19 protein-coding genes, 1 tRNA gene and 1 other RNA gene are annotated in these 20,860 nt (G+C 69.2%); 11 read left to right on the forward strand and 10 right to left on the reverse strand.

The window, feature by feature from the left end; translation table 11 throughout:
* From RUH65_RS10595 to RUH65_RS10605, 3 genes are all read right to left on the reverse strand, one after another.
* The coding region (locus RUH65_RS10595; RefSeq protein WP_313817373.1) for a biotin/lipoyl-containing protein at positions 1-317 on the reverse strand (317 nt) is incomplete at its 3' end.
* Positions 318-331: 14 nt separating this feature from the next.
* Positions 332-1,354: a transketolase C-terminal domain-containing protein gene (locus RUH65_RS10600; protein WP_313817375.1), complete on the reverse strand. Its 1,023-nt coding sequence runs from the start codon at positions 1,352-1,354 to the stop codon at positions 332-334.
* On the reverse strand, positions 1,351-2,532 hold the full coding sequence (locus RUH65_RS10605) for a thiamine pyrophosphate-dependent dehydrogenase E1 component subunit alpha (RefSeq protein WP_313817376.1): 1,182 nt from the start codon (positions 2,530-2,532) through the stop codon (positions 1,351-1,353). The genes RUH65_RS10600 and RUH65_RS10605 overlap by 4 nt, the downstream gene beginning before the upstream one ends.
* A 166-nt stretch (positions 2,533-2,698) precedes the next feature.
* On the opposite strand from RUH65_RS10605, the gene RUH65_RS10610 reads away from it, so the two are divergent.
* Both RUH65_RS10610 and RUH65_RS10615 read left to right on the forward strand, forming a co-directional pair.
* Positions 2,699-3,406 (forward strand): GntR family transcriptional regulator, encoded by a 708-nt coding sequence (locus tag RUH65_RS10610; protein WP_313817377.1) that lies wholly within the window; start codon positions 2,699-2,701, stop codon positions 3,404-3,406.
* Between the two features lie 273 nt (positions 3,407-3,679).
* Positions 3,680-3,886 (forward strand): hypothetical protein, encoded by a 207-nt coding sequence (locus tag RUH65_RS10615; protein WP_313817379.1) that lies wholly within the window; start codon positions 3,680-3,682, stop codon positions 3,884-3,886.
* A gap of 16 nt (positions 3,887-3,902) precedes the next feature.
* On the opposite strand, the gene RUH65_RS10620 is transcribed toward RUH65_RS10615, so the two are convergent.
* Together RUH65_RS10620 and RUH65_RS10625 are read right to left on the reverse strand one after the other, a co-directional pair.
* Complete coding sequence (locus RUH65_RS10620; RefSeq protein WP_313817381.1) at positions 3,903-5,519, reverse strand: fatty acyl-CoA synthetase; 1,617 nt, start codon at positions 5,517-5,519, stop codon at positions 3,903-3,905.
* A 2-nt stretch (positions 5,520-5,521) separates the two neighbouring features.
* On the reverse strand, positions 5,522-6,679 hold the full coding sequence (locus tag RUH65_RS10625; protein WP_313817382.1) for an acetyl-CoA C-acetyltransferase: 1,158 nt from the start codon (positions 6,677-6,679) through the stop codon (positions 5,522-5,524).
* Positions 6,680-6,915: 236 nt separating this feature from the next.
* On the opposite strand from RUH65_RS10625, the gene RUH65_RS10630 reads away from it, so the two are divergent.
* The gene (locus tag RUH65_RS10630) at positions 6,916-8,088 is read left to right on the forward strand and encodes a calcium:proton antiporter (RefSeq protein WP_313817383.1); all 1,173 of its coding nucleotides are present in this window, start codon (positions 6,916-6,918) and stop codon (positions 8,086-8,088) included.
* Here the strand turns inward: RUH65_RS10630 and RUH65_RS10635 are convergent.
* The 3 genes from RUH65_RS10635 to RUH65_RS10645 form a co-directional block, all read right to left on the reverse strand.
* Complete coding sequence (locus RUH65_RS10635; protein ID WP_313817384.1) at positions 8,064-8,561, reverse strand: ASCH domain-containing protein; 498 nt, start codon at positions 8,559-8,561, stop codon at positions 8,064-8,066. The two genes, RUH65_RS10630 and RUH65_RS10635, sit on opposite strands and share 25 nt — an antisense overlap.
* A gap of 190 nt (positions 8,562-8,751) precedes the next feature.
* Positions 8,752-8,836, reverse strand: a tRNA-Ser gene (locus RUH65_RS10640).
* A gap of 88 nt (positions 8,837-8,924) precedes the next feature.
* On the reverse strand, positions 8,925-9,632 hold the full coding sequence (locus RUH65_RS10645; protein ID WP_313817385.1) for an O-methyltransferase: 708 nt from the start codon (positions 9,630-9,632) through the stop codon (positions 8,925-8,927).
* Positions 9,633-9,827: 195 nt separating this feature from the next.
* Between RUH65_RS10645 and ffs the strand changes: the two genes are divergently transcribed.
* The 4 genes from ffs to recR all read left to right on the forward strand — a co-directional run bounded on the left by ffs (position 9,828) and on the right by recR (position 15,144).
* Positions 9,828-9,924, forward strand: an RNA gene (gene ffs, locus RUH65_RS10650) — signal recognition particle sRNA small type.
* Positions 9,925-9,991: 67 nt separating this feature from the next.
* On the forward strand, positions 9,992-11,188 hold the full coding sequence (locus RUH65_RS10655; protein WP_313817386.1) for a glutamate--tRNA ligase family protein: 1,197 nt from the start codon (positions 9,992-9,994) through the stop codon (positions 11,186-11,188).
* Entirely contained in the window at positions 11,185-14,457 is a 3,273-nt protein-coding gene (locus tag RUH65_RS10660; protein WP_313817387.1) for a DNA polymerase III subunit gamma and tau, read from the forward strand. Before RUH65_RS10655 ends, RUH65_RS10660 begins: the two co-directional genes overlap by 4 nt.
* Positions 14,458-14,544: 87 nt before the next feature.
* The gene (recR, locus tag RUH65_RS10665) at positions 14,545-15,144 is read left to right on the forward strand and encodes a recombination mediator RecR (protein ID WP_115932279.1); all 600 of its coding nucleotides are present in this window, start codon (positions 14,545-14,547) and stop codon (positions 15,142-15,144) included.
* 63 nt (positions 15,145-15,207) lie between these two features.
* On the opposite strand, the gene RUH65_RS10670 is transcribed toward recR, so the two are convergent.
* Positions 15,208-15,990: a GntR family transcriptional regulator gene (locus RUH65_RS10670; protein WP_313817388.1), complete on the reverse strand. Its 783-nt coding sequence runs from the start codon at positions 15,988-15,990 to the stop codon at positions 15,208-15,210.
* A 316-nt stretch (positions 15,991-16,306) separates the two neighbouring features.
* Between RUH65_RS10670 and ehuB the strand changes: the two genes are divergently transcribed.
* The 4 genes from ehuB (at position 16,307) to ehuA (ending at position 19,534) form a co-directional block, all read left to right on the forward strand.
* Entirely contained in the window at positions 16,307-17,278 is a 972-nt protein-coding gene (ehuB, locus tag RUH65_RS10675) for an ectoine/hydroxyectoine ABC transporter substrate-binding protein EhuB (protein ID WP_313817389.1), read from the forward strand.
* Positions 17,279-17,284: 6 nt separating this feature from the next.
* Positions 17,285-18,022, forward strand: coding sequence for an amino acid ABC transporter permease (locus RUH65_RS10680; RefSeq protein ID WP_313817390.1), 738 nt, complete (start codon positions 17,285-17,287; stop codon positions 18,020-18,022).
* Positions 18,022-18,684 carry an ectoine/hydroxyectoine ABC transporter permease subunit EhuD gene (gene ehuD, locus RUH65_RS10685; protein ID WP_313817391.1) on the forward strand — a complete coding sequence of 221 codons (663 nt, stop codon included), beginning with the start codon at positions 18,022-18,024 and terminating at the stop codon, positions 18,682-18,684. The genes RUH65_RS10680 and ehuD overlap by 1 nt, the downstream gene beginning before the upstream one ends.
* A gap of 70 nt (positions 18,685-18,754) precedes the next feature.
* Complete coding sequence (gene ehuA / locus RUH65_RS10690) at positions 18,755-19,534, forward strand: ectoine/hydroxyectoine ABC transporter ATP-binding protein EhuA (protein ID WP_313817394.1); 780 nt, start codon at positions 18,755-18,757, stop codon at positions 19,532-19,534.
* Positions 19,535-19,647: 113 nt separating this feature from the next.
* Here ehuA and RUH65_RS10695 read toward each other — a convergent pair.
* Positions 19,648-20,860: ABC transporter permease (locus tag RUH65_RS10695; protein WP_313817392.1), on the reverse strand; the 1,213-nt coding region annotated here is incomplete at its 5' end.

Below are 20,860 nucleotides of genomic sequence, written 5' to 3' on the forward strand. Positions count from 1 at the left end.
TGGTGGTCGTCACGGTATTCTCCAGCGCCCGCTCCACCACCCGCGCCCACGGCGGCCTGGGGCTGGGCCTCCGGGGCATCCGCCGTGGCGAACTCGATGATGGGCGTGCCCACGGCCACGGTGTCTCCCTCGGCGACCAGCAGCGTGCCGATCCGGCCCTGGTGGGGGCTGGGGAGCTCGACGAGGGACTTGGCGGTCTCGATCTCCACGAGCACCTGGTTGAGGGTGACCGTGTCTCCGGCCGCCACCTTCCAGGAGACGATGTCGGCCTCCGTCAAGCCCTCGCCGACGTCGGGCAGGGCGAACTGGGTTGTCATGCTTGTCCTCCTCGTCAGTAGGCCAGCGCGCGGTCGATGCCCTCGAGCAGGCGGTCGACGTCGGGCACGTAGTGGTGTTCGATCTTCGCGGCGGGATAGGGCGCGTGGAAGGCGCCCACCCGGATCACCGGTGCCTCGAGGTGGTAGAAGACCCGTTCCGAGAGGCGCGCCGCGATCTCCGAGCCCAGGCCCAGGAACGTGGGCGCCTCGTGGGCGACGACGAGCCGTCCCGTGCGCCTGACCGAGGCCTCGATGGTGTCGAAGTCGATGGGGTTCAGGGACCGCAGGTCGATCAGCTCAACGGAGACCCCCTCCTCCGCGGCGGCCTCAGCGGCCTCCACCGCGGTGGGCACCAGCGGTCCGTAGCTGACGAGCGTGACGTCCGTGCCGACCTGGCGGACGACCGCCCGCTGTGGGTCCCCGTCCCGTTCTGACGTGTTGACCTCGCCCTTCATCCAGTAGCGGCGCTTGGGCTCGAAGAAGATCACCGGGTCGTCGACGGCGACGGCCTCCTGGATGGCCCAGTAGGCGTCCTGCGGCGTGGACGGCGTCAGGATGCGCAGACCGGCGTGATGGGCGAAGACCGACTCCGGAGACTCGGAATGGTGCTCCGGCGAGCCAATGCCACCGCCGTAGGGGATCCGGATGACGAGTGGCGTGACCTGGTGGCCGGCCGTGCGGGTGTGCAGCTTGGCCACCTGGTTGATGATCTGGTCGTAGGCGGGGAAGACGAAGGCGTCGAACTGCATCTCCAGAACGGGCCGGAAGCCGCGGATCGCCAATCCGATGCCAGTGCCGACGATGCCCGACTCAGCCAGCGGCGCGTCGATAACCCGGTTCACGCCGAAGGCCTCCTGCAGGCCTTCGGTGATGCGGAAGACGCCGCCGAGCCTGCCGATGTCTTCGCCCATGAGCAGGACCCGCGGGTCGGCCTCCAAGGCCCGGCGCAGTCCGGCGTTGAGTGCCCCGGCCATGGTCATGGTGATCGTGGTCGCCGGTGCGGTGGCCGTGTTCTCCGTAGTGGTGGTCGCTGTCATGCCCGGGCCCCTTCCGCGCCGTCGGAGCCAGGTCCGTCCTCGGACGATGCCAGGTAATCGGCGTACCAGGCGCGTTCCTCCTCCACCAGGGGGTGCGGGGTGGAGTAGGCGTGGTCGAAAATCGTGGCGAACTCAGGATCCGGCATCTCGACGCAGTCGCGGCGCAGGGCCGCGGCGAAGTCGTCCACCTCGGCCTCGACCTGGGCTAAGAAGTCGCCGGGCACGCCCAGTTCTCCGCTGAGGTGGCGGCGTAGCCGATCCAGAGGGTCCCTGGCGGCCCAGCGCTCCGCCTCCGCCGCCGAGCGGTACTTGGTGGGATCGTCTGCCGTAGTGTGTGCGCCCATGCGGTAGGTGTAGGCCTCGATGAGCATCGGCCCGTGCCCGGCGCGGATGCGCTCCAGGCAGTAGCGGGCCACGGCGTAGGTGGCGATGACGTCGTTGCCGTCCACGCGGATCCCCGGGACACCGAAGCCCTCCCCGCGACGGTACAGCGGGGCGGAAGTCTGGACCCGGGTGGGCTCGGAGATCGCCCACTGGTTGTTCTGGCAGTAGAAGAGCACGGGGGCGTTGAAGGCCCCGGCGAAGGTGAGAGCCTCCGAGACGTCTCCCTCCGAGGTGGCGCCGTCGCCGAAGCAGGCCACGGTGGCCACGTCCTGGCCGGAGTCCCCGGTGCCGACGCGGCCCTCGAGCCGCACTCCCATGGCGTACCCGGTCGCGTGGAGCGACTGGGCGCCGATGATGATCTCGTAGTTGTGGAAGTTGTGCTGCTGCGGGTCCCAGCCGCCGTGAGAGCTGCCGCGGAACACCTTCAGGATGTCCGCCGGGGTGAGGCCGCGGGACAGGGCCACCCCGTGTTCCCGGTAGGAGGTGAACACGAAGTCCTGGGGCCGCAGTGCGTGGCCGAGCCCCGTCTGGGCGGCCTCCTGTCCGAGCGCGGGCGGGAAGAGGGCAAGTTCACCCTGCCGCTGCAGGGCCGTGGCCTCGGTGTCGAAGCGGCGCTGGAGACTCATGTCCCGGAACAGGTCCTGAAGGGTCTTCACGTCCAGGGCATCGGCGAACACCTCGTACTCGCCGCCCGGGACGCGGATGCCCTCGGGGGTCAGCATGCTGACCATGGCGGGGTGGTTCTCGACCGGCGGGCGGTCAAGCTCAGCGACCGAACTGCTCTGTTGTCTCATGGCTCTCCAGAACGTACTTGTGATATTTCTGAGGTGTGTTCAGAGTCTCACAGGAAAGCGCGCAATGTGTCAACGGTCACATTTGAATGGGTTCCGAGGGGTGGACCCCGGTACGCTGAGACCCAATGAGTTGAGAAGTGCACGTAGTGCTAAGGAGGCCGACCGCGTGGGGACAAGATCAGAGGCCACAGCCTCGGCCGGGGAAGATGCCGCCGCCAAACCCCGTTCGGCGACCGAGCGCGTTTACTCACTGCTCAAGCAGGACATCCTAACCGCCCACCGCACCCCGGAGTCGTTCCTCTACGAGTTCGAGCTGGCGGAGGAGTACGGGGTCTCCAAGACTCCTGTCCGGGAGGCTTTGCGGCTTCTTGCCCACGAGGGGTGGGTCACGGTACTGCCCCGCAAGGGCTACCTGGTCCGATCACTCCGCCTGGAGGACGTGCACGACATCTTTGAGGTTCGCCAGATGATCGAGCCACCCATGGCCGCCACAGCCGCGGAGCGCGCCACCGATCAGGACAAGCAGGAGCTCGAGGCCTTGCTCCTCACCCAGGAGCAAGCCACAGACGCCGAGGCCGCGTTCCACGCGGCCACGGGATTCCACCTGGCCATCGCCCGCATCTCTCGGAACGCCCGGGCAGAGAAAATCCTGGGCGAACTCATGGACGAGCTGTACCGCATGCGCTACCTCGCCCCTTGGCTGGACAACCGCCTGCAGGAGTCCGACGAGCTCACCGGGCACCGGTCCATCCTCGACGCCATCCTCTCCGGTGATACAGAGGCCGCCCGGCAGACCATGGACGGGCACTCCCGTGAATCACTGCGGAAGAAGGTCATCGGGCTGGGCTCACTGGGAACTACCGGGCCACCTTGAGCCGGCTCCATCCCCACTCCCTGCGATTTGCGGGCAGAAATCATTAGCGATACCTGCCCGCAAAGTGCACATGGGAAGGATGGGCCTTGAATCCAGCGGTTTCGGTACATATTTTCTCCAGAATGCCGGATGAGGCTGACCCCACGTGCACGCGTGCCCCACGGGATACCGGCCTCAGCCGCTACGAGTACAACCCCGGTCTGCGGTACAAGCTGGTGCTGCCGGACGACCAGCGCCCCTGACCGCCGCGGTGGACGCCGAGGCTATCAGCCGGTGTACTCCATCCACAGCGGTTCCCTGGGCATCACCGCCGAGTTGGTGCGCAAGAACCTCGAAGAGATCTCCGTCCAGGTCAAGCGATGGGATGCGGAACTGCTCCTGGACGAGGCCGATGCCTTCGTGCTTGAGAGGTCAAACGGCACCGTGGGGTTCGCGTCATACCCCATATCTCTGCCCGCACAGCGGGCCGAAGCCGGCTGATCATCCTGCCGACGAGCTAGCTCCGCTCCGCCCGCAACTCCCGCTTGAGCAGCTTGCCCGACTGATTGCGCGGCAGCTCGGCCACGAAGTCCACACGCTTGGGCACCTTGAAGTCCGCGATCTTCGACTTCACGTGGGCACGGATGGTCTCGGCAGTCAGTTCGGCGCCCTCCTTGAGCACGACGACGGCCGTCACCGCCTCGATCCAGCGCTCGTCCGGCAGCCCCACCACGGCGACTTCCGCGACCTGCTCCAGCTCGTAGATGCAGTCCTCGACCTCCCGCGGGGCCACGAGCACGCCGCCGGTATTGATCACATCCTTGATGCGGTCCACGATCTGCAGGTAACCCTGCGCATCCTGGGTGGCCTGGTCGCCGGATCGGAACCACCCCTCGTCGAACGCCTCGGCGGTGGCATCGGGCTTGTTCCAGTACCCGCTCATCAGCTGCGGAGACCGGTACTGCACCTCCCCGGGCTGGCCCGGCTCGGCCAACGCACCCTCCGCCGTGACCAGCCGTGCCTCGACGAACAGCACGGGCCGGCCGCAGGAGGCGGGCCGCGCGTGGTGTTCCTCGGGGCGGAGCACCGTGCACAGCGGGGCCATCTCGGACTGGCCGAAGCAGTTGTAGAAGCCGAGCTGCGGGAACCGTTCGCGCAGTCGCTGCAGCACCGTCACCGGCATGATCGAGGCGCCGTACTGCGCCTTGGTCAGCGAGGAGAGGTCCCGGGAATCCAGGTCCGGGTGGTTGCTCAGCGGCACCCACACCGTGGGCGCGAGGAAGAGCGAGCCGATGTGCTCGGCCTCCACGAACCGCAGGACCTCCGGCACATCCGGCTTCGGCAGCAGCCGGATGGTCGCGCCGAGGGACAGGTAGGGCATCAGGAACACGTGCATCGCCGCCGAGTGGTACAGCGGCATGCACACCAGCGGCCGGTCCTCCTCCGTCAGGTCGAGGGCCACGATGGTGGACATGTACTCGGCGATCAGCGCCCGGTGGGACATCATCGCGCCCTTGGGGGCGGACGTCGTGCCGGAGGTGTACAGCAGTTGGGCCAGGTCGGCATCGCCGATGGGCAAGTCCAGTGGGGTGGAAGACGTCGACTCGTCCAGGGCCGTGGCCAGCAGCGCCGCGTCCGAAGCGCCGGCCGCGGCGCCGTCCGCGCCGCCGTCGGGAAGACCCCCGTCAGAGAAGAAGGGCCAGAGCTGCCCGACGCCGGCCGCGCGCCCCTGGTCCCGGATCTCACCGATGCGCGGCATCAGCGCGGGATCCGCCACGAGGAGTGCGGCGCCGGAGTCCTCGAGGAGGTAGGCCAGCTCCTCGCCCTTGAGCGCGAAGTTGACCGGAACGTGCACGTATCCGGCGGTGGAGCAGGCGAGGAACAGGATCGCGTAGGCGTCCGAGTTCAGCCCGTAGGCGGCCACGCGTGAGCCCTCCGGCAGCCCGGCGTCCCGCAGCCGGTGGGCCACCCGGTGCACGGCCTGCTCCAGCTCGGCGTAGGTCCACTCGCGGTCCTCAAACCGGAGCGCCGTGTTCTTCCCGTTGCGGGAGGCGGTCCGCGCGAGCAGGGTGCCCAAGGTATTGGCCCCGGCCCGGGTGATGGCCTGATCGGGTGCTGCGGTCTCCGTGGTCATGGTCAGAGCCTCTCGATGATGGTGACGTTCGCCTGGCCGCCGCCCTCGCACATGGTCTGGAGACCGTAGCGGCCACCGGTGCGCTCGAGCTCATGCAACAGCGAGGTCATCAGGCGGGCACCGGTGGCCCCGATCGGGTGACCCAGAGCGATCGCCCCGCCGTTGACGTTCACCTTCTCCGGATCCGCGCCGGTCTCCTGCAACCAGGCGAGCACGACGGCGGCGAACGCCTCGTTGATCTCCACCAGGTCGATCTCGTCCAGGGTGAGACCCGACTTCTCCAAGGCGTACTGCGTCGCGGGGATCGGCGCGGAGAGCATCATCACGGGGTCCGCGCCGCGCGCGGACAGATGGTGGATACGGGCCCGGGGAGTCAGGTTGAACCGTTCCACCGCGGCCGGCGAGGCGATCAGGAGGGCCGCGGCGGCGTCGGACATCTGGGACGCCGAGGCCGCCGTGTGCGCGCCGCCGGGAAGGATCGGGTCCAGAGAGCGGATCTTGTCCAGGTCCGGCTCGCGCGGGCCTTCGTCCTGGGTCACCGACTCAGCCCCCGGGACCGGGATGATCTCGCGCTCGAAGCGGCCCGCGGCCCGGGCCGCCAGGGCTCGCTGCTGCGAGGTCACGGCGAACTCCTCCAGTTGATCCCGGGTGAAACCCCACCGGTCCACCATCATCTCCACCCCGCGGAACTGGGAGATCTCCTGGTCCCCGTAGCGGTCGGCCCAGGACGGGGATCCGGTGAAGGGGTCCTCGAAGCCGAACTCGCGCGCGGCCCGGTTGGAGTAGGACAGCGGGATGGCGGACATCGACTGCACGCCCCCGGCGATGACCAGGTCGCTCGTGCCGGACATGACGGCCTGGGCCGCGTAATGGATGGCCTGCTGGCCGGAACCGCACTGCCGCTCCACCGTGGTGCCCGGGACGGACTCGGAGCCGCCCGCGGCCAGCCAGGCGCTGCGGGCGATGTCCATGGCCTGCGGACCGACCTGATCGATGCAGCCCAGGATCACCTCGTCATAGAGCTCCGTGTCCACCCCGGCCCGGCTGATGATCTCGCGGATCGGGGCCGCTGCCAGGTCCAACGGGTGGATCTGAGCCAGCCCCTTGCCGCGGCGCCCCACGGGCGTGCGGACGGCATTGACGATGTAGGCCTCGGTCATGGTGGTCCTCTCGGCAGAAGCGGCATCGGCGCCAGGGGCACGATGGGGAGATTGCCATACTCACTAGTAGCATTCCCCAGCCGACGACCTGTTGTCCAGGTCACTCCGCGGTGACGCCGGCGGCGCTAGAATGGCTGATCGGGACGCCGGACACCACGGCGGACCTGCGGATGGGACGGCCCATTCCGGCTTGTTGCGACGGGGACGACCCCCTTCAGGACAGGACCCGAACCGCCATGGCCAGTTCACCGGCATCTTCCACCTCCCGCGGCTCCTCCCCCGTGCGATCCATCCTCACCCCCGCCGCCCTCGTCCGGCTCGGTGTGGGCTGGGGGACCTTTCTCGCGCTGGCCCTCTCCGGCCCGCTGCTGGAACCGCCCCTCCCCGCGCCCCTTTTGATCACCGCCCTGGCGGTGATCGTCGGGGTCATCCTGCTCTGCTCCTTCGGGGTGGTGCACGAGGCCGAGTATCTCGCCCGCCGCCTCGGCGATCCCTACGGGACCCTCGTGCTGACCCTCTCGATCGTGCTGATCGAGGTGGTGCTGATCGCCGCCGTCATGCTGGGCCCCGGCGAGCATGCCACGATCGCCCGGGACTCGGTCATGGCCGTCTCCATGATCATCCTGAACGCCGTCATCGGGCTGTCCCTCCTCGTCGGCGGGCTACGCCACGGCGGCTTGCCGCACAACCGCACCGGCGCCTCCGCCTACCTCGCCCTGCTGGTCCCGCTGGCCGCGATGGCGCTGGCGCTGCCCGCGGTGATCGGCCGCGACGGCGCGTACACCCCGGGACAGGAGATCCCGATCATCGTCCTCACCCTGGCCCTGTACGTGTTCTTCCTGGTCCGTCAGATGGGTCCCCAGGCCGCGGATTTCCGTGAGGTCGACGCCGGCCCAGCCACTGCCACGGGCTCGGCACCGGCCGCCCCCAGCATCCGGGAGACCCTGACGCGCCACCGCGGCGAGCTCATCGCCCGGGTGGCCCTGCTGGTGGCGACCGTCCTGCCCATCGTGCTGCTCTCCCATGACATGGCTGCCCTGCTGGATGACGGTCTGGGACGTCTCGGGGCGCCCGTGGCCCTGAGCGGGGTGCTGATCGCCATGATCGTGTTCCTGCCCGAGGCCATCACCTCGGTGCGCGCCGCCCTGGGCGGAGAGATCCAGCGGGTCAGCAACCTCTGCCACGGCGCCCTGGTCTCCACGGTCGGGCTCACCATTCCCGCCGTACTGGTCATCGGCCTGTTCACCGGACAGGACGTCGTGCTGGCCGAGTCTCCGGCCAACCTGCTCCTGCTGGGGGTGACACTGCTGCTGTCCGTGACCACGCTGGCAGCCCGGAAGGTGACGGCCCTGCACGGGGCCGCCCACCTCGTGGTGTTCGCGGTCTACGGCATCGCGCTGTTCTCCTGAGCCGGCTTGTCCGAGTAGACCAGCCGGAAGCGTTCGCAGATCACGGGCATGTCCGGCGCCCAGCCACGCGGGTTCCCAGAATGGGACCGCCAGTAGCGCTCATGGATGGCGCGCCAGGCAGCCAGACTCAGATCGCCTTCCCCCTCGGCCCGGGCGTGGGCGGCGTCGACCTCGCCGAAGGGCACCACGCGGACGTCCGTGGTCTCGATGACCGCGCGTGGCCGCCCGCCGCCGTCGAGGATGATGCTGAACTCGCCCGCGGCCGGGATCGGCTCGCCCGTTGCCTCGTAGTCCCAGCCGGAGGACGCGGTGCCCGTCTTGGTGCCGTCGAGGACGAGTGCCAGCAAGGCATCCGCATGGTCCGGAGTGGCGCCGAAGGCCCAGGCCTCCGGAAGGTCCGGCGGCAGGGAGGGGACGGCCTCCCGGGTCCGTCGCCAGAAGTCGGTGTGCGCGCTGTCCAAGGGGATGCTCATCCGCCCCAGCCTAGGAGGCGGTCCAGCCGTCGGGCTGGTCCATCTGCGAGATGTCCCGCCGATCGTGAGGATTCCCCGTCATCATGACCGTGAATCCTCACGATCATCGGGAGAACTCCACGCGGGACAGGGCCAAGGTCGGCCTCAACGCAAAGACCCCGGAAACCGTGAGGTTTCCGGGGTCTGACTGCGGAGGATGGGGGATTTGAACCCCCGAGGGCGTTAACCCAACACGCGTTCCAGGCGTGCGCCATAGGCCGCTAGGCGAATCCTCCTGAGGTGCCCAAGTTTCGGATACGCGTGGCAACCGACTCAAGAGCAGGATTCATCGTACCTGACCGAAGGCCTCGGGGACCAATCGGCTCATTCCGTGCCGGTCACACCGGGTTGCACGTCCCGCACGATGGCCAGGGCGAAGCCGTCCCAGCCCTTGCCACTGACGGTCTGCAGTGCCGTGCCATCCAGCCGCGGATCGTCCCCCTGGCGCCGCAGGTAGGCGCGGATCCCGGCCACGTCGTCGGCATCGGCGCCGGTCCCCGAGGCGTCCAGCACCCTGCCGTCGCGGACCACGTTGTCCCCGATGATCACGGTGCCGGGCCGGGAGAGCTTCAGGGCGGCATCGAGGTAGTTGGCATTGTTGGCCTTGTCTGCGTCGATGAAGACCACGTCGAAGGGGCCCGCCCCGGAGTCGATGAGCTCCTGCACGGTGTCCAGCGCCGCCCCGACGCGGATCTGCACCCGGTCTCCCAGTCCCGCGGCGTCCAGGTTGGCCCGGGCCACCTCGGCATGCCGCGGTGCGTATTCGAGGGTGGTCACCGTGCCCCCGGGCCCGACGGCGGCCGCGAACCATTGCGTCGAATACCCGCCGAGGGTGCCGAACTCCAGGACGGACCGCGCCCCGGCCAGCTCGGCGATCAGGCCCATCAGCTTGCCCTGCCCGGCGGGCACCTCGATCGGCGGCAGCCCGGCCTCGTGGGTGGCGGCACGGGTGCGGCCATACGCCGCTTCCGGGCGGATGGCGGTCTCCTCGAGGTAGTCGTCAACGGCACTCCACTGCTCACGTGAGGTCATGCGCCCAGACTAGGTGCCGGTCTACCCCGGAGACAGGGCGGGCGTCACGCTCAGGCCCACTCGCTCAGTCACTCAGGCCAGTACCGTCAGACCAGGGCGCTGTGGTGGCACCTCGGGGTTGATGAGTTCCCACGCCTCCCGGCAGTTGCCACCACAGCGAGATCACATCCGGCGGCGGACGCTGATAGTATGGACGACGGCCCCTCACGTGGTGTCATCTCGCTGAACTCCCCCAGGACCGGAAGGTAGCAAGGGTAAGTGGGCTCTGGCAGGTGCGTGGGGGGTCTTTAGTTTCCCCCAGTTACCCGCTGTTCACGCCGCTGTGTGACCACCAGCCGCACCACCTTCCCGGAGGTCCCGTGTCCGCAGGCCGCTACGCCCCCAGCCCGTCCGGCGCGCTACACCTGGGCAACCTCCGCACCGCGATCCTGGCCTGGCTGTATGCCCGTCACTCGGACCGGACGTTCCTCCTGCGCATCGAGGACCTGGACCGCGTCCGCTCCGGTGCGGAGGCCCAGCAGATCGCCGATCTGGCGGCCATCGGCATCACCTGGGATGCCGCACCGGTCCGCCAGTCCGAGCGCGTCCACCTCTATGAGGACGCCCTCACCGAGTTGGGCACCGCCGGCAGGGGGGATGCCCTGGACAGCGGCCTGGTCTACGAGTGCTACTGCTCCCGCAAGGACATCGCCGAGGCCACGAGCGCCCCGCACCTCGATCCCCACCCCACGGTTCCGGGCGCCTCACACCCCGACCAGCGCCCTGCCCCCGGCCCCGCCGCGCAACCGTCTGCGCACGCGTCCGCGCCCGCGTCCGCGCCCGCGTCCGCCACAACCGGCCCTGGCGGCACGCCGGCCTTCCTCCTGCCACCCGGCTCCTACCCCGGGACCTGCCGCGAGCTCACCGCATTGGAACGTGAACGCCGCCGCGCCGAACGGCCGGCTGCCCTGCGGATCAACGCCGCCCATGCCGCCGGCCTGCCGGACGGGCAGGCCCCGGTCCACCGCGTCACGGACCGGTCGAACGGGACGGTGGAGGCCGCCGTCGACGATTTCGTGTTGCGCCGCAATGACGGGGCGTTCGCCTACAACCTGGCGGTCGTCGTCGATGACCTGGCCCAGGGGGTGGACCAGGTGGTGCGCGGGGATGACCTGCTCTCCTCCACGCCGCGGCAGGACTGGCTGGCACGGCTGCTCGCCGAGCGCACGGGGCGCCCCGCGCCGTCGACCGAATACGTGCACGTCCCGCTGGTGCTGAATGCCGCTGGGCAGCGCCTCGCGAAACGGGACGGCGCCGTGACGCTGGCGGACCTGGCGGCGTTGCCGGCCAGCTCCGCACCCGGGGACCAAGGGCCCGACGGCGGCTGGTCACCCCTGAGCGTCAGGGACCTGTTGCTGGACTCCCTCGGCCTGCCGGCCGGCCCCCTGGACCGGGCGCTGACCCACTTCGATCCGGACGCGGTTCCGGGCTCTCCCTGGACTCCGCCGATGACTCCTCCACAGACCCCCACCGGCCCTGCGGGGACCGGCGAAGAGAAGATAAGGTTCCATAGGTGACTACCGCCCTGTACCGCCGCTACCGTCCCGACTCCTTCGAGGACATCATTGGCCAGGAGCACGTCACCGTGCCGCTGATGACCGCCCTGTCCAAGGACCGGGTCAATCACGCCTATCTCTTCTCCGGTCCGCGCGGCTGTGGCAAGACGACCTCGGCCCGCGTCCTCGCGCGCTGCCTGAACTGCGCCGAGGGACCCACCGGCCACCCGTGCGGGGTGTGCGACTCCTGCCAGGAACTGGCCACCGGCGGCTCCGGCGCCCTGGACGTCATCGAGATCGACGCAGCCTCGCACGGCGGCGTGGACGATGCCCGCGACCTGCGCGAACGTGCCACCTTCGCCCCCGTGCGGGACCGGTACAAGATCTTCATCATCGACGAGGCCCACATGGTCACCTCGGCGGGCTTCAACGCGCTGCTGAAGATCGTGGAGGAGCCGCCGCCCCACATCAAGTTCATCTTCGCCACCACCGAGCCGGACAAGGTGATCGGGACCATCCGCTCCCGCACGCACCACTACCCGTTCCGCCTGGTGCCGCCGGAGCCGCTCATGGAGTACCTTGAGCGGCTGTGCGTGCAGGAGAACATGGAGGTGGAGCCGGGCGTGCTGTCCCTGGTGGTTCGCTCCGGAGGCGGCTCCGTGCGGGACACCCTGTCCGTGCTCGACCAGCTCATGGCCGGGGCCGCCCAGGGTGCCATCGGCTATGACCTGGCCGTGAACCTGCTCGGCTACACCCCGGACGCCCTGCTGGACGACGTGGTCGATGCCGTGGCCGCCGCCGACTCCCAGACCGTCTTCCGCGTGGTGGACCGCGTGGTGCAGTCCGGCCAGGACCCCCGCCGCTTCGTGGAGGACCTGCTGGAGCGTTTCCGGGACCTCATCATCGTCAAGGCCATGCCGGACTCGGCGTCGGCCGTGCTCCACGGCATGCCCGAGGACCAGATCCGGCGCCTCGAGACGCAGTCGGCGCAGCTCGGGCACGGCGAGATCTCCCGTGCCGCGGACATCACCAACCAGGCCCTCACCGAGATGGTCGGCGCCACCAGCCCCCGGTTGCATCTCGAGCTGCTCATGGCCCGGCTGATGCTGCCCACCACGGACGCCACCGAGCGCGGCCTCGCCGCCCGCCTGGACCGGATCGAACGGCGGCTCGCCTATGGCGGTACCCCGGAGGACACCGAGGCGCACGACGCCGGCCCTGCCGCTCCCGGTAGCCCCGCACCGTCCGCGCCGGTCGCCTCGGATGCCCGCCGGTCTGTGCCCGAGGGCTCGAACGCCGGCTACTCCTCCGACGGTCACCAGCAGGTCTCGCAGGGCGCTCCTGCCGGTGGAGCCGGCGCCCCGGGCCTGTCCGGCGCGGCCTTGGCCCGGGCCGCGATGAAGCGTGGCGAGGCGGCGGACCAGTCGGCCCCTCCCGCCCAGGACGTGAACGCTCCGCGCGCTGAGCAGCGTGCCGAGCAGCACGTCGACCACCGAGCCGACCAGCAGGTCAAGCAGCAGGTCGACCAGCGTGGCGAGCAGCAGGTCGAGCAGGGGAGCGCCCCGGAAGCGGAACCGCAGGAACAGCCGGTCTCCCCGCAGCCGCCGGAGCCGCAGAATCGGGCGACCCCGCCCTCAGCGCCGGCCCGCACCGCTCCACCCGCAGCAGAGTCCGCACCGGCAGCACCGTCGTCAGCAGAGTCCGCACCGGCAGCACCGGCGGCCACCCCGCCCACGCACGGCGGTTCCACCTCTCAGGTGGAGATGATTCGCCGGGCGTGGCCGGAGATCCTCGGCTACCTGGAGGAGCACTCACGGCTCATCTGGATGCTGGTCTCCCAGAACGCCTCGGTGGCGGGCTTCGACGGCCAGCTGCTGACCATCGGCTTCTCCGGCGACGGCCCCCGTGACACCGTCCAGCGTCGCGGTGGAGACCAGGTGATCTCCGAGGCGGTCCACTCGGTCCTCGGGATCCAGCCGCAACTGGACCTGATCACCGGAGGGTCCGCGCCAGCGGGTGGTTCCAGCCCAAAAGCTGAGGGCCGCCCCGCCCTGGCGGCCCCGCAACCGGACGTACCGCAGTCGAGCACTCCGACGTCGGCCCTGCGGGAAGCTATGCCGACGTCGGCGACGCCTCCATCGCCGGCCATGCCCCAGCCGTCGTCCGCCCCGTCTCAACCGAACGCACCGCGCGCCGACGACGCCCTGCGCGCCAATTCTGGGCCAGGACCGGCGGCTCCCGCCACGCCCGCTGCACCCCCTGCCGCGGTGACCGCCACCGCACCTTCCGGCGAACCCGCACCGGCGCCTGCCACCGTGACCGCCACCGATCCTCCTGCCGAAGCCGCTGCGGCTCCTGCGCCACAGGGCGGCGTCACGACGCCGACCCCGTCAGCCGTTCCGGAGACGCAGGAGGCGGCCTCGACCTCAACCGAGGGAGCCGAGGGAGCCACCCCCGGCACCACCGACTCCACCGACTCCACCGACTCCACCGACTCCACCGACTCCACCGACTCCACCGACGATGAGAACTCCGTCGACCCCGTCGAGGAAGCCGCCACCGGGCCCGGTGGCCGCGCCGAGCCGGAGGACTTGGCCGCGGACGACGTTCCGGTCTCCGACTGGGACGGCTCCGGTGGACCGTACCCGTACGACGATGTCCCGCCGCCGCCCTATGATGACGAACCCTGGCCGGAGGACGACGGCGGCTACGCACGCCAGTGGGGCGAAGACCCCACGCCGGTCCCAGTCCCGGACCTCACGCCGGATGCGACTCCGGTGCAGGAGTCGGCTTCGGAACGCGCGGCGGACTTCAGCCCCCGCCCCGAACCCAGCGCTGCTCCGATCCCCCGTCCTGAACCCGGTTTCGGCGGCATTCCGTCGTTTGCCAAGCCGGAGGCCGAGATGGTGGCCGCGCGTGAGGCCAAGACGGCCAGCACACCCGCGCCCGCGGCGGAGACCCCCCACCATCGGCGGTCCAGCCGCTTCCAGCAGATGATGGAGGAGTACAACCAGTCCCAGGGCGGTGCATCCACTGCGGGAACCTCAGGGGGAGGCGCCGGCCGGCCCGGGGCACCCGGGGCGACGGGGCCGGCGTCGGGAACTTCTGACGGCGGCGGCGGTGCGACCGGAAACGGGGCACCGGGGTCCGTAAACTGGAGCGACGAGGTTCCCAGCGAGGACGACATCACCATTGAGGAATCCGGCATCGCCGGGCGCAAGGTGGTCGAGCGACTGCTGGGTGGCCGCTTCATCGAGGAGCGCATGCTGGATGGGAGTCCCCTGTCCTGACGCGTCTGATCAGACGCTCCTGGTCCCGCAGGAACTCTCCCCTCCGGCCCACCGGCCGGTCCAGCAACGCAGAAAGTGGTCGGTAGCGTGTACGAAGGTGCGGTCCAGGACCTGATCGACGAGCTCGGACGGCTGCCCGGCATCGGGCCGAAATCAGCCCAGCGCATCGCCTTCCATGTACTGGAGGCTGATGCGGAGGACATGATGCGGCTGGCCGACGCGATCCGGACGGTCAAGGACAAGGTCAAGCACTGCAGCATCTGCTTCAACGTCTCCGAACAGGAGACGTGCTCCATCTGCCGTGACGAGCGGCGGGACCGGGCCCAGATCTGCGTGGTGGAGGAATCCAAGGACGTCATGGCGATCGAACGGACCCGCACCTTCCGCGGCCGGTACCACGTGCTCGGCGGCTCCATCAATCCGATCGCGGGCATCGGTCCGGACCAGCTGCACATTCGCGAGCTGCTCACCCGCTTGCAGAACGCCGAGATCGAGGAGGTCATCCTGGCGACCGATCCGAACCTCGAGGGTGAGGCGACCGCCACCTACCTGGCCCGGATGCTCGGTTCGACGGGGCTGAAGGTCACGCGCCTGGCCTCCGGGCTGCCGGTGGGCGGAGATCTCGAATACGCCGACGAGGTCACCCTCGGGCGTGCGTTCGAGGGCCGCCGTAACGTCGCGGGCTGACTCCGAGCCTCGGGCGGGCAGAAATCGCCCTCGGGCCGTGCCTGACGTGCTCCCGGGGTGCGGTCAGGGCAGGCGGTTGAAGGAGAAGTGCGAGCCGTCGGCCTCGCCGGAGACCGTGCTGAAGGGCTCGTTCAGGCGTCCGAGCAGGCGGTCCACCGTCTGCCGGAAGTGCCCTTCCAGGGTCTCCGATGCGGCCTGACCGTCGCCGTCCGAGAGCTGGCGCAGCAACGTGCGGTGGACGTCGAGGATGTCCGTGCGCACCACATAGCCATCCGAGTGTGAGAGCGCTGCGACACGCGTCTGGATGATCAGCGTGGAGGCGAAGGACATCAGCCGAAGGTTGCCGGTGGCCTCGACCAGCCCGTAATGCAGGTCCAGGTCCGCGTCTCCGATCCGGCGGGCATCCGAGCCGTCCTCAAGAGCTGAGACCAGTGCGTCCAGCAGAACCTCGAACGAGGCGATGTGCTGCCGACGCTCCTCGGGATCCACTGCGGCGATCTGGCGCACCGCGGCACCCTCGATCGCGAGCCGCGCCTGGTAGAGGTCCTCCACCTGGTCCGCACGCACCATCACCACACGCAGGCCTGCGCCAGGTCGCGCTACCAGCAAGCCCTCCTGGACCAGTCGCTGGGCCGATTCCCGCAAGGGACCGCGGCTGACCCCGAGTTGGGAGGCCACCTCGGCCTCGCGGACGGAGGACCCTGGCTTCAAGGTGCCCCCGTAGATCGCGTTGCGCAGTTCCACGGCGATCAGATCGACCGTCGAGGGACGGCGCACCGTGTTGACCAAGGGCCTGGTGACCGGTCCGTTCCGGCGGGCCGAGCCCCGGTCCTGGGTCTGGTTCATGTGGCGGTTCCTTTCGACGCAAACACGATCATTCCATGCGACGGACCCTGATCATTCCACGCGAATCGTTACATTGTCGACATTCTTCAGGTCGACGATCCGATGGTAGCCCCGTTCACATTCTGCTAACGTCGGCTTCAGGTTGCCAGCGATTTCCGTGGTGACGGTCACAGTGTGGGGACGATCCCCGACCCTCGTGTGGCCGCTTCCGCGCATCGCCCCGACCACGACGCACCGCACCCAAGCACCGTCACGATTCGCACCACCGGCCCTCCCGCCGGCAGCCCGGGAGGTCCGGACAGCTGAGGAGCACGCCATGACCATCCAGCACCTGACCGCTCAGACCTCTCCCACCGGCACGTCCCGCCAGCGCCGGCTCCTGCAGGGCGCAGGCCTGCTGGCCGCCTCGGCCCTGATGCTCACAGCCTGCGGCGGGGGTGACGGTGGTGCCGAGGGCGACGATGGCGGCGAGGGCACCACCGCAGCCGAGGGCAACACCCTGGAGCGCCTCCAGGAGGAGGGCACCATCACCGTCGGCATCGCCGGCGAGGTGCCCTACTCCTACCTCGACGGCGGCGAGCCCGCCGGGGCCACCGTGGCCATGCACGAGAAGATCTTCTCGGACATGGGCATCGAGAACGTCGAGGCGGAACTGGTGGAGTGGAACTCCCTGATCCCCGGCCTGAACGCCGGCCGCTTCGATGCCGTCTCCGCTGGCATGTCCATCCTCCCGGACCGCTGTGCTCAGGCCGCGTTCTCCGATCCGGAGATCATGTACACCACCACCCTGATGGTGGCCGAGGGCAATCCGATGGGCCTGACCGACCTGGATTCGGTCAAGGAGAAGATGGATGCCGGCGAGAACGTCAACCTGGCCGTGCTGGCCGGCGGCATCGAGGCCGGCTATGCCGAGTCCCTGGGCCTGGAGGTCCAATCCGTCCCGGACGCCCAGACCGGCATGGACACCGTGGCCAACGGCCGAGCGGACGCCTTCGCCATGACCGCCATCTCCCTGAACACCCTGGCCGAGGAGAACCCGGACGCAGGCGTCGAGACCACCGACGCCTTCGTCCAGGTGATCGACGGCGTGGAGCAGATCGGCGCCGGCGGCACCGTGTTCCGCCAGGACGACGCCGAGTTGCTGGAGGCCTACAACGAGGCGCTGGGGTCCGTCACCGAATCCGAGGAGTCCTACCTGGAGGTGGTGGGTGACTACGGCTTCACCGCCGAGAACCTCCCCCCGGAGGACCTCACCACCGAACAGCTGTGCGCAGGCGAACTGGGCTGATAGTCGGTGCTTGACAACCTCCAAGCCACAGCGGAGGCCTGGCCGTTCCTCGTCCAAGGGCTGTGGGTGACCATCCAGCTCACCGTCATGGGCTCGGTGCTGTCCCTCATCCTCGCCGTTGTCCTCGGGCTGATGGCCGGGGCCTCCAACAAGGCCCTGGCCATCCCCGGCCGGATCATCATCGAGTTCTTCCGCGGCACCTCCCTGGTGGTCCAACTGTTCTTCATCTTCTTCGTCCTCCCCCAGCTCGGAGTCGAGTTGCCCGGCATGGTCGTGGGCGTGCTCGCCCTGGGCCTGAACTACGGGGCGTACTCCGCGGAGGTGGTGCGCGGCTCCATCGCCTCGGTGCCGCGCGGACAGTGGGAAGCCACCACGGCCCTGTCCATGTCTCCGGTCCACCGGATGCGGCGGGTGATCTTCCCGCAGGCCTGGGCCCTGATGATCCCGTCCCTGGCCAGCCTGATGGTCCACCTGCTCAAGGGCACCGCCATCGTCAGCGTCATCCTCCTGCGGGACTTCACGTTCTACCTGGATCAGCTCACCCGGCAGACGGATACGTTCTGGGCCTACGCCGCCGTCGGGCTGGTGGGGTACTTCCTTCTCGCGCTGATCCTGACGCTCTTCATGAATGCTCTGGAGGCCCGCGCCAAGCACCGGCTGGGCCGGGGGCCGTCTCTGCGTGAGATCCTCTCGCCCATGCCCACCAACAAGAACTCACTGTCCATGGCGGGAGGTGGCGTCTGATGCAGAACGAGAACCCCGCATGGGACTGGGAGATGGCCTTCCGGGCCCTGCCGGACATCCTGGAGGGATTCCTGACCGTCACCCTGTTGGTGACGGTGGTCTCCACCCTGATCGCGGCCGCCCTCGGCCTGGTCTGGGCCATGATCATCCGACTGGCCCCGCAGCCGATCTCCGGGATCGTCAAATGGGTCGTCAGCTTCATCCGCATGACCCCGATCGTCGTGCAGCTGCTGTTCGCCTACTACACGTTCCTGATGTTCGATTCGATCACCATCGGAATCGTGGTGTTCGGTATCCACTACTCGACGTACATGTCCGAGGTGTACCGCGCCGGCATCGATGCCGTGCCGCAGGGCCAATGGGAGGCCACCACGGCACTGTCCATGTCCACGCGACGCACCTGGACCGCCGTCGTGATCCCCCAGGCGCTGCGCGCCACCGTGCCGGCCCTGGGCAACTACGCCATCTCCATGTTCAAGGACACGCCGTTCCTGCTGGTGATCGGTGTGGTGGAGATGGTCAACGCCGCCCAGATCTTCGGTGGCAACAACTTCCGCTACGTGGAGGCCATCACGCTGGCCGGCATCATCTTCCTGCTGGCCAGCTACCCCACGTCCGTCCTCGTCCGCCGATTGGAGAAGCGACTTGCCTACGCCTACTGACCCCGGTGCCACCACCCCCGGTGACCGCGCCGGAGGTTCCACTGCGGGCGCCACCGAGGGCACCGCACCCATCATCGAGTTCCGGGACGTGGAGAAGCGCTTCGGTGACAACGTGGTGCTCAAGGACCTGAACTTCCACGTCAACAAGGGTGAGCGGGTGACCCTGATCGGGCCGTCCGGCTCCGGCAAGACCACCATCCTGCGCTTGGTCATGACCCTGGAGGAGGCCACGGACGGGATGATCCTCATCGACGGGGATCCTCTGACCCACCGGATCGCCGGTGGCAAGCGCGTCCGCCTGTCCAACAAAGAGATCAAGAAGACCCGCACCCGGATCGGCATGGTCTTCCAGCAGTTCAACCTGTTCCCGAACATGACCGTGCTGGAGAACATCACTGAGTCCCCCATCCACGTGCTGGGCCAGTCCAAGGCCGAGGCCCGGGCCAAGGCCACAGATCTGCTGCACAAGGTCGGGCTGGATGACAAGGCGGATGCCCACCCCTCGTCCCTGTCCGGGGGTCAGCAGCAGCGTGTGGCCATCGCCCGTGCGCTGGCGATGGACCCGGAGATCCTGCTGCTGGACGAGGTGACCTCCGCGCTGGACCCGGAGATCGTGGATGAGGTACTCGGCATCCTGCGGAACATCGCGGACACCACGGACATCACCATGCTGATCGTCACCCACGAGATGCAATTCGCCCGGGACGTCTCGGACCGGGTGCTGATGTTCGACGGCGGCGCGATCGTGGAGGACGCCGATCCGCACACCATGTTCACGGCTCCGACGCATGACCGCACGAAGAAGTTCCTCCGTGCCGTCCTCGGCGAGGGGCAGATCGGGACCCGCTGAACCCACGCGCTGTCCGGCCTATCCCCACCGGTGGGGATAGGCCGGACAGCGCGTTAAGAGGGTTTGACGGACACTCGGGGGGCGACGCCGGCCGGTCACGCGACGCCGGGCGGTCACGCCACGCGGGTCCCCCGCGGCAGGCGGGCGGCCGGGGCCACCAGCCGCTGGCGGCCCCACGCGAACAGGGCGGCGGCCACCGCGATCTGGATGCCCAAGCCGAGCGGCCAGACCGGGGTGCCCTCGGACTCCTGGTCCGGGCCTTCGTCCGTCAGTTGACCGTGTGCACACTGGACGTTCGTCTCCGGCGGCTGCTGCAGGTAGCGCACCCCGGTGGAGATCGAGGTCATGATGCCATCGGGAGCCCAGGTCTCCGGATCGTCGGGATCGTAGGGCGGCTTCTCCGGATGCGGCACGGCGTCCGCCACCACCACGAACGGGTTGGCGGCCAGCATCCAATAGGTGGACCGGGTGTCCAGGGTCTCCTGGGGGACCATCGGCCCGGCGCATCGCAGCGGTGACCAGTCCGTGCCGTCGTAGCCGGTCTCCTCGTCGAAGCCGGGAAGCTCGTCCGGATAGACCGCCTGGTTGGCCGGCACGGTGGTCATGGTCAGCGGGGCGGTCAGGGCGAAACCGATCAGCGTGCCCAGCGAGAACAGGGCCACCAGCAGGTAGGTGGCCACCACCGCGAACAGGGTCCTGGTGACGATGGCGGAGACCGCGGTGCCGAGGGCGCAGATGACCCCGAGTTCCACGGCCACCATCAGGACGAAGACCACTAGTCCCGGGACGTCCAGTCCGCCCAGCACCACGGCCAGGACGATGTACGGCAGGGCGGCCACGAGGAAACCGAGCGCGGCGATCCAGGAGGCCAGCCATTTGCCGGTGAGCAGCTGGCCCGGCGTGGCCAGGGTGACCTGGATGATCGCCAGGGTGCCACCGGCCCGGTCCCCGCTGACGGTGCTCGCGGACATGGCCGGGGCCACCAGCAGCCCGAAGAACAGCACGAAGCCGACCACGGCCTCGAACACGAAGCGGCCCGGGCCGAAGAACAGTTCGTCGCCGGCCAGCGTGTTGTAGCTGGCCACCGAACCCCAGGTGACCAGGCCGATGACCACGAACCAGACGGCCAGCATGACGTACCAGCTGCGGGTGCGCAGCCGCTGGCGCAGCTCCATCTGGATGACGTTGCCGAGGGCCGCGCCCCAGCCGAGCCGCCCCTCCGATCGGACGGTCGGCTCCTGCTGCGGCTGGTTGTCCATCGTCATCACTCCGTCCCCCTTCCATCGGGGCGCGGACCCGGCCGTGGCGGGGCACCGGCCCGGGGGG

The organism is Citricoccus sp. (genome assembly GCF_032154715.1).
Taxonomy (GTDB): domain Bacteria; phylum Actinomycetota; class Actinomycetes; order Actinomycetales; family Micrococcaceae; genus Citricoccus.

What these genes read in the sequence shown, in the direction of transcription:
- RUH65_RS10600 (WP_313817375.1), bottom strand. Translation starts at nt 1,354, where the DNA reads ATGACAGCGACCACCACTACGGAGAACACGGCCACCGCACCGGCGACC.
- RUH65_RS10605 (WP_313817376.1), bottom strand. Translation starts at nt 2,532, where the DNA reads ATGAGACAACAGAGCAGTTCGGTCGCTGAGCTTGACCGCCCGCCGGTC.
- RUH65_RS10620 (WP_313817381.1), bottom strand. Translation starts at nt 5,519, where the DNA reads ATGACCACGGAGACCGCAGCACCCGATCAGGCCATCACCCGGGCCGGG.
- RUH65_RS10625 (WP_313817382.1), bottom strand. Translation starts at nt 6,679, where the DNA reads ATGACCGAGGCCTACATCGTCAATGCCGTCCGCACGCCCGTGGGGCGC.
- RUH65_RS10630 (WP_313817383.1), top strand. Translation starts at nt 6,916, where the DNA reads ATGGCCAGTTCACCGGCATCTTCCACCTCCCGCGGCTCCTCCCCCGTG.
- RUH65_RS10635 (WP_313817384.1), bottom strand. Translation starts at nt 8,561, where the DNA reads ATGAGCATCCCCTTGGACAGCGCGCACACCGACTTCTGGCGACGGACC.
- RUH65_RS10645 (WP_313817385.1), bottom strand. Translation starts at nt 9,632, where the DNA reads ATGACCTCACGTGAGCAGTGGAGTGCCGTTGACGACTACCTCGAGGAG.
- RUH65_RS10670 (WP_313817388.1), bottom strand. Translation starts at nt 15,990, where the DNA reads ATGAACCAGACCCAGGACCGGGGCTCGGCCCGCCGGAACGGACCGGTC.
- ehuB (WP_313817389.1), top strand. Translation starts at nt 16,307, where the DNA reads ATGACCATCCAGCACCTGACCGCTCAGACCTCTCCCACCGGCACGTCC.
- ehuD (WP_313817391.1), top strand. Translation starts at nt 18,022, where the DNA reads ATGCAGAACGAGAACCCCGCATGGGACTGGGAGATGGCCTTCCGGGCC.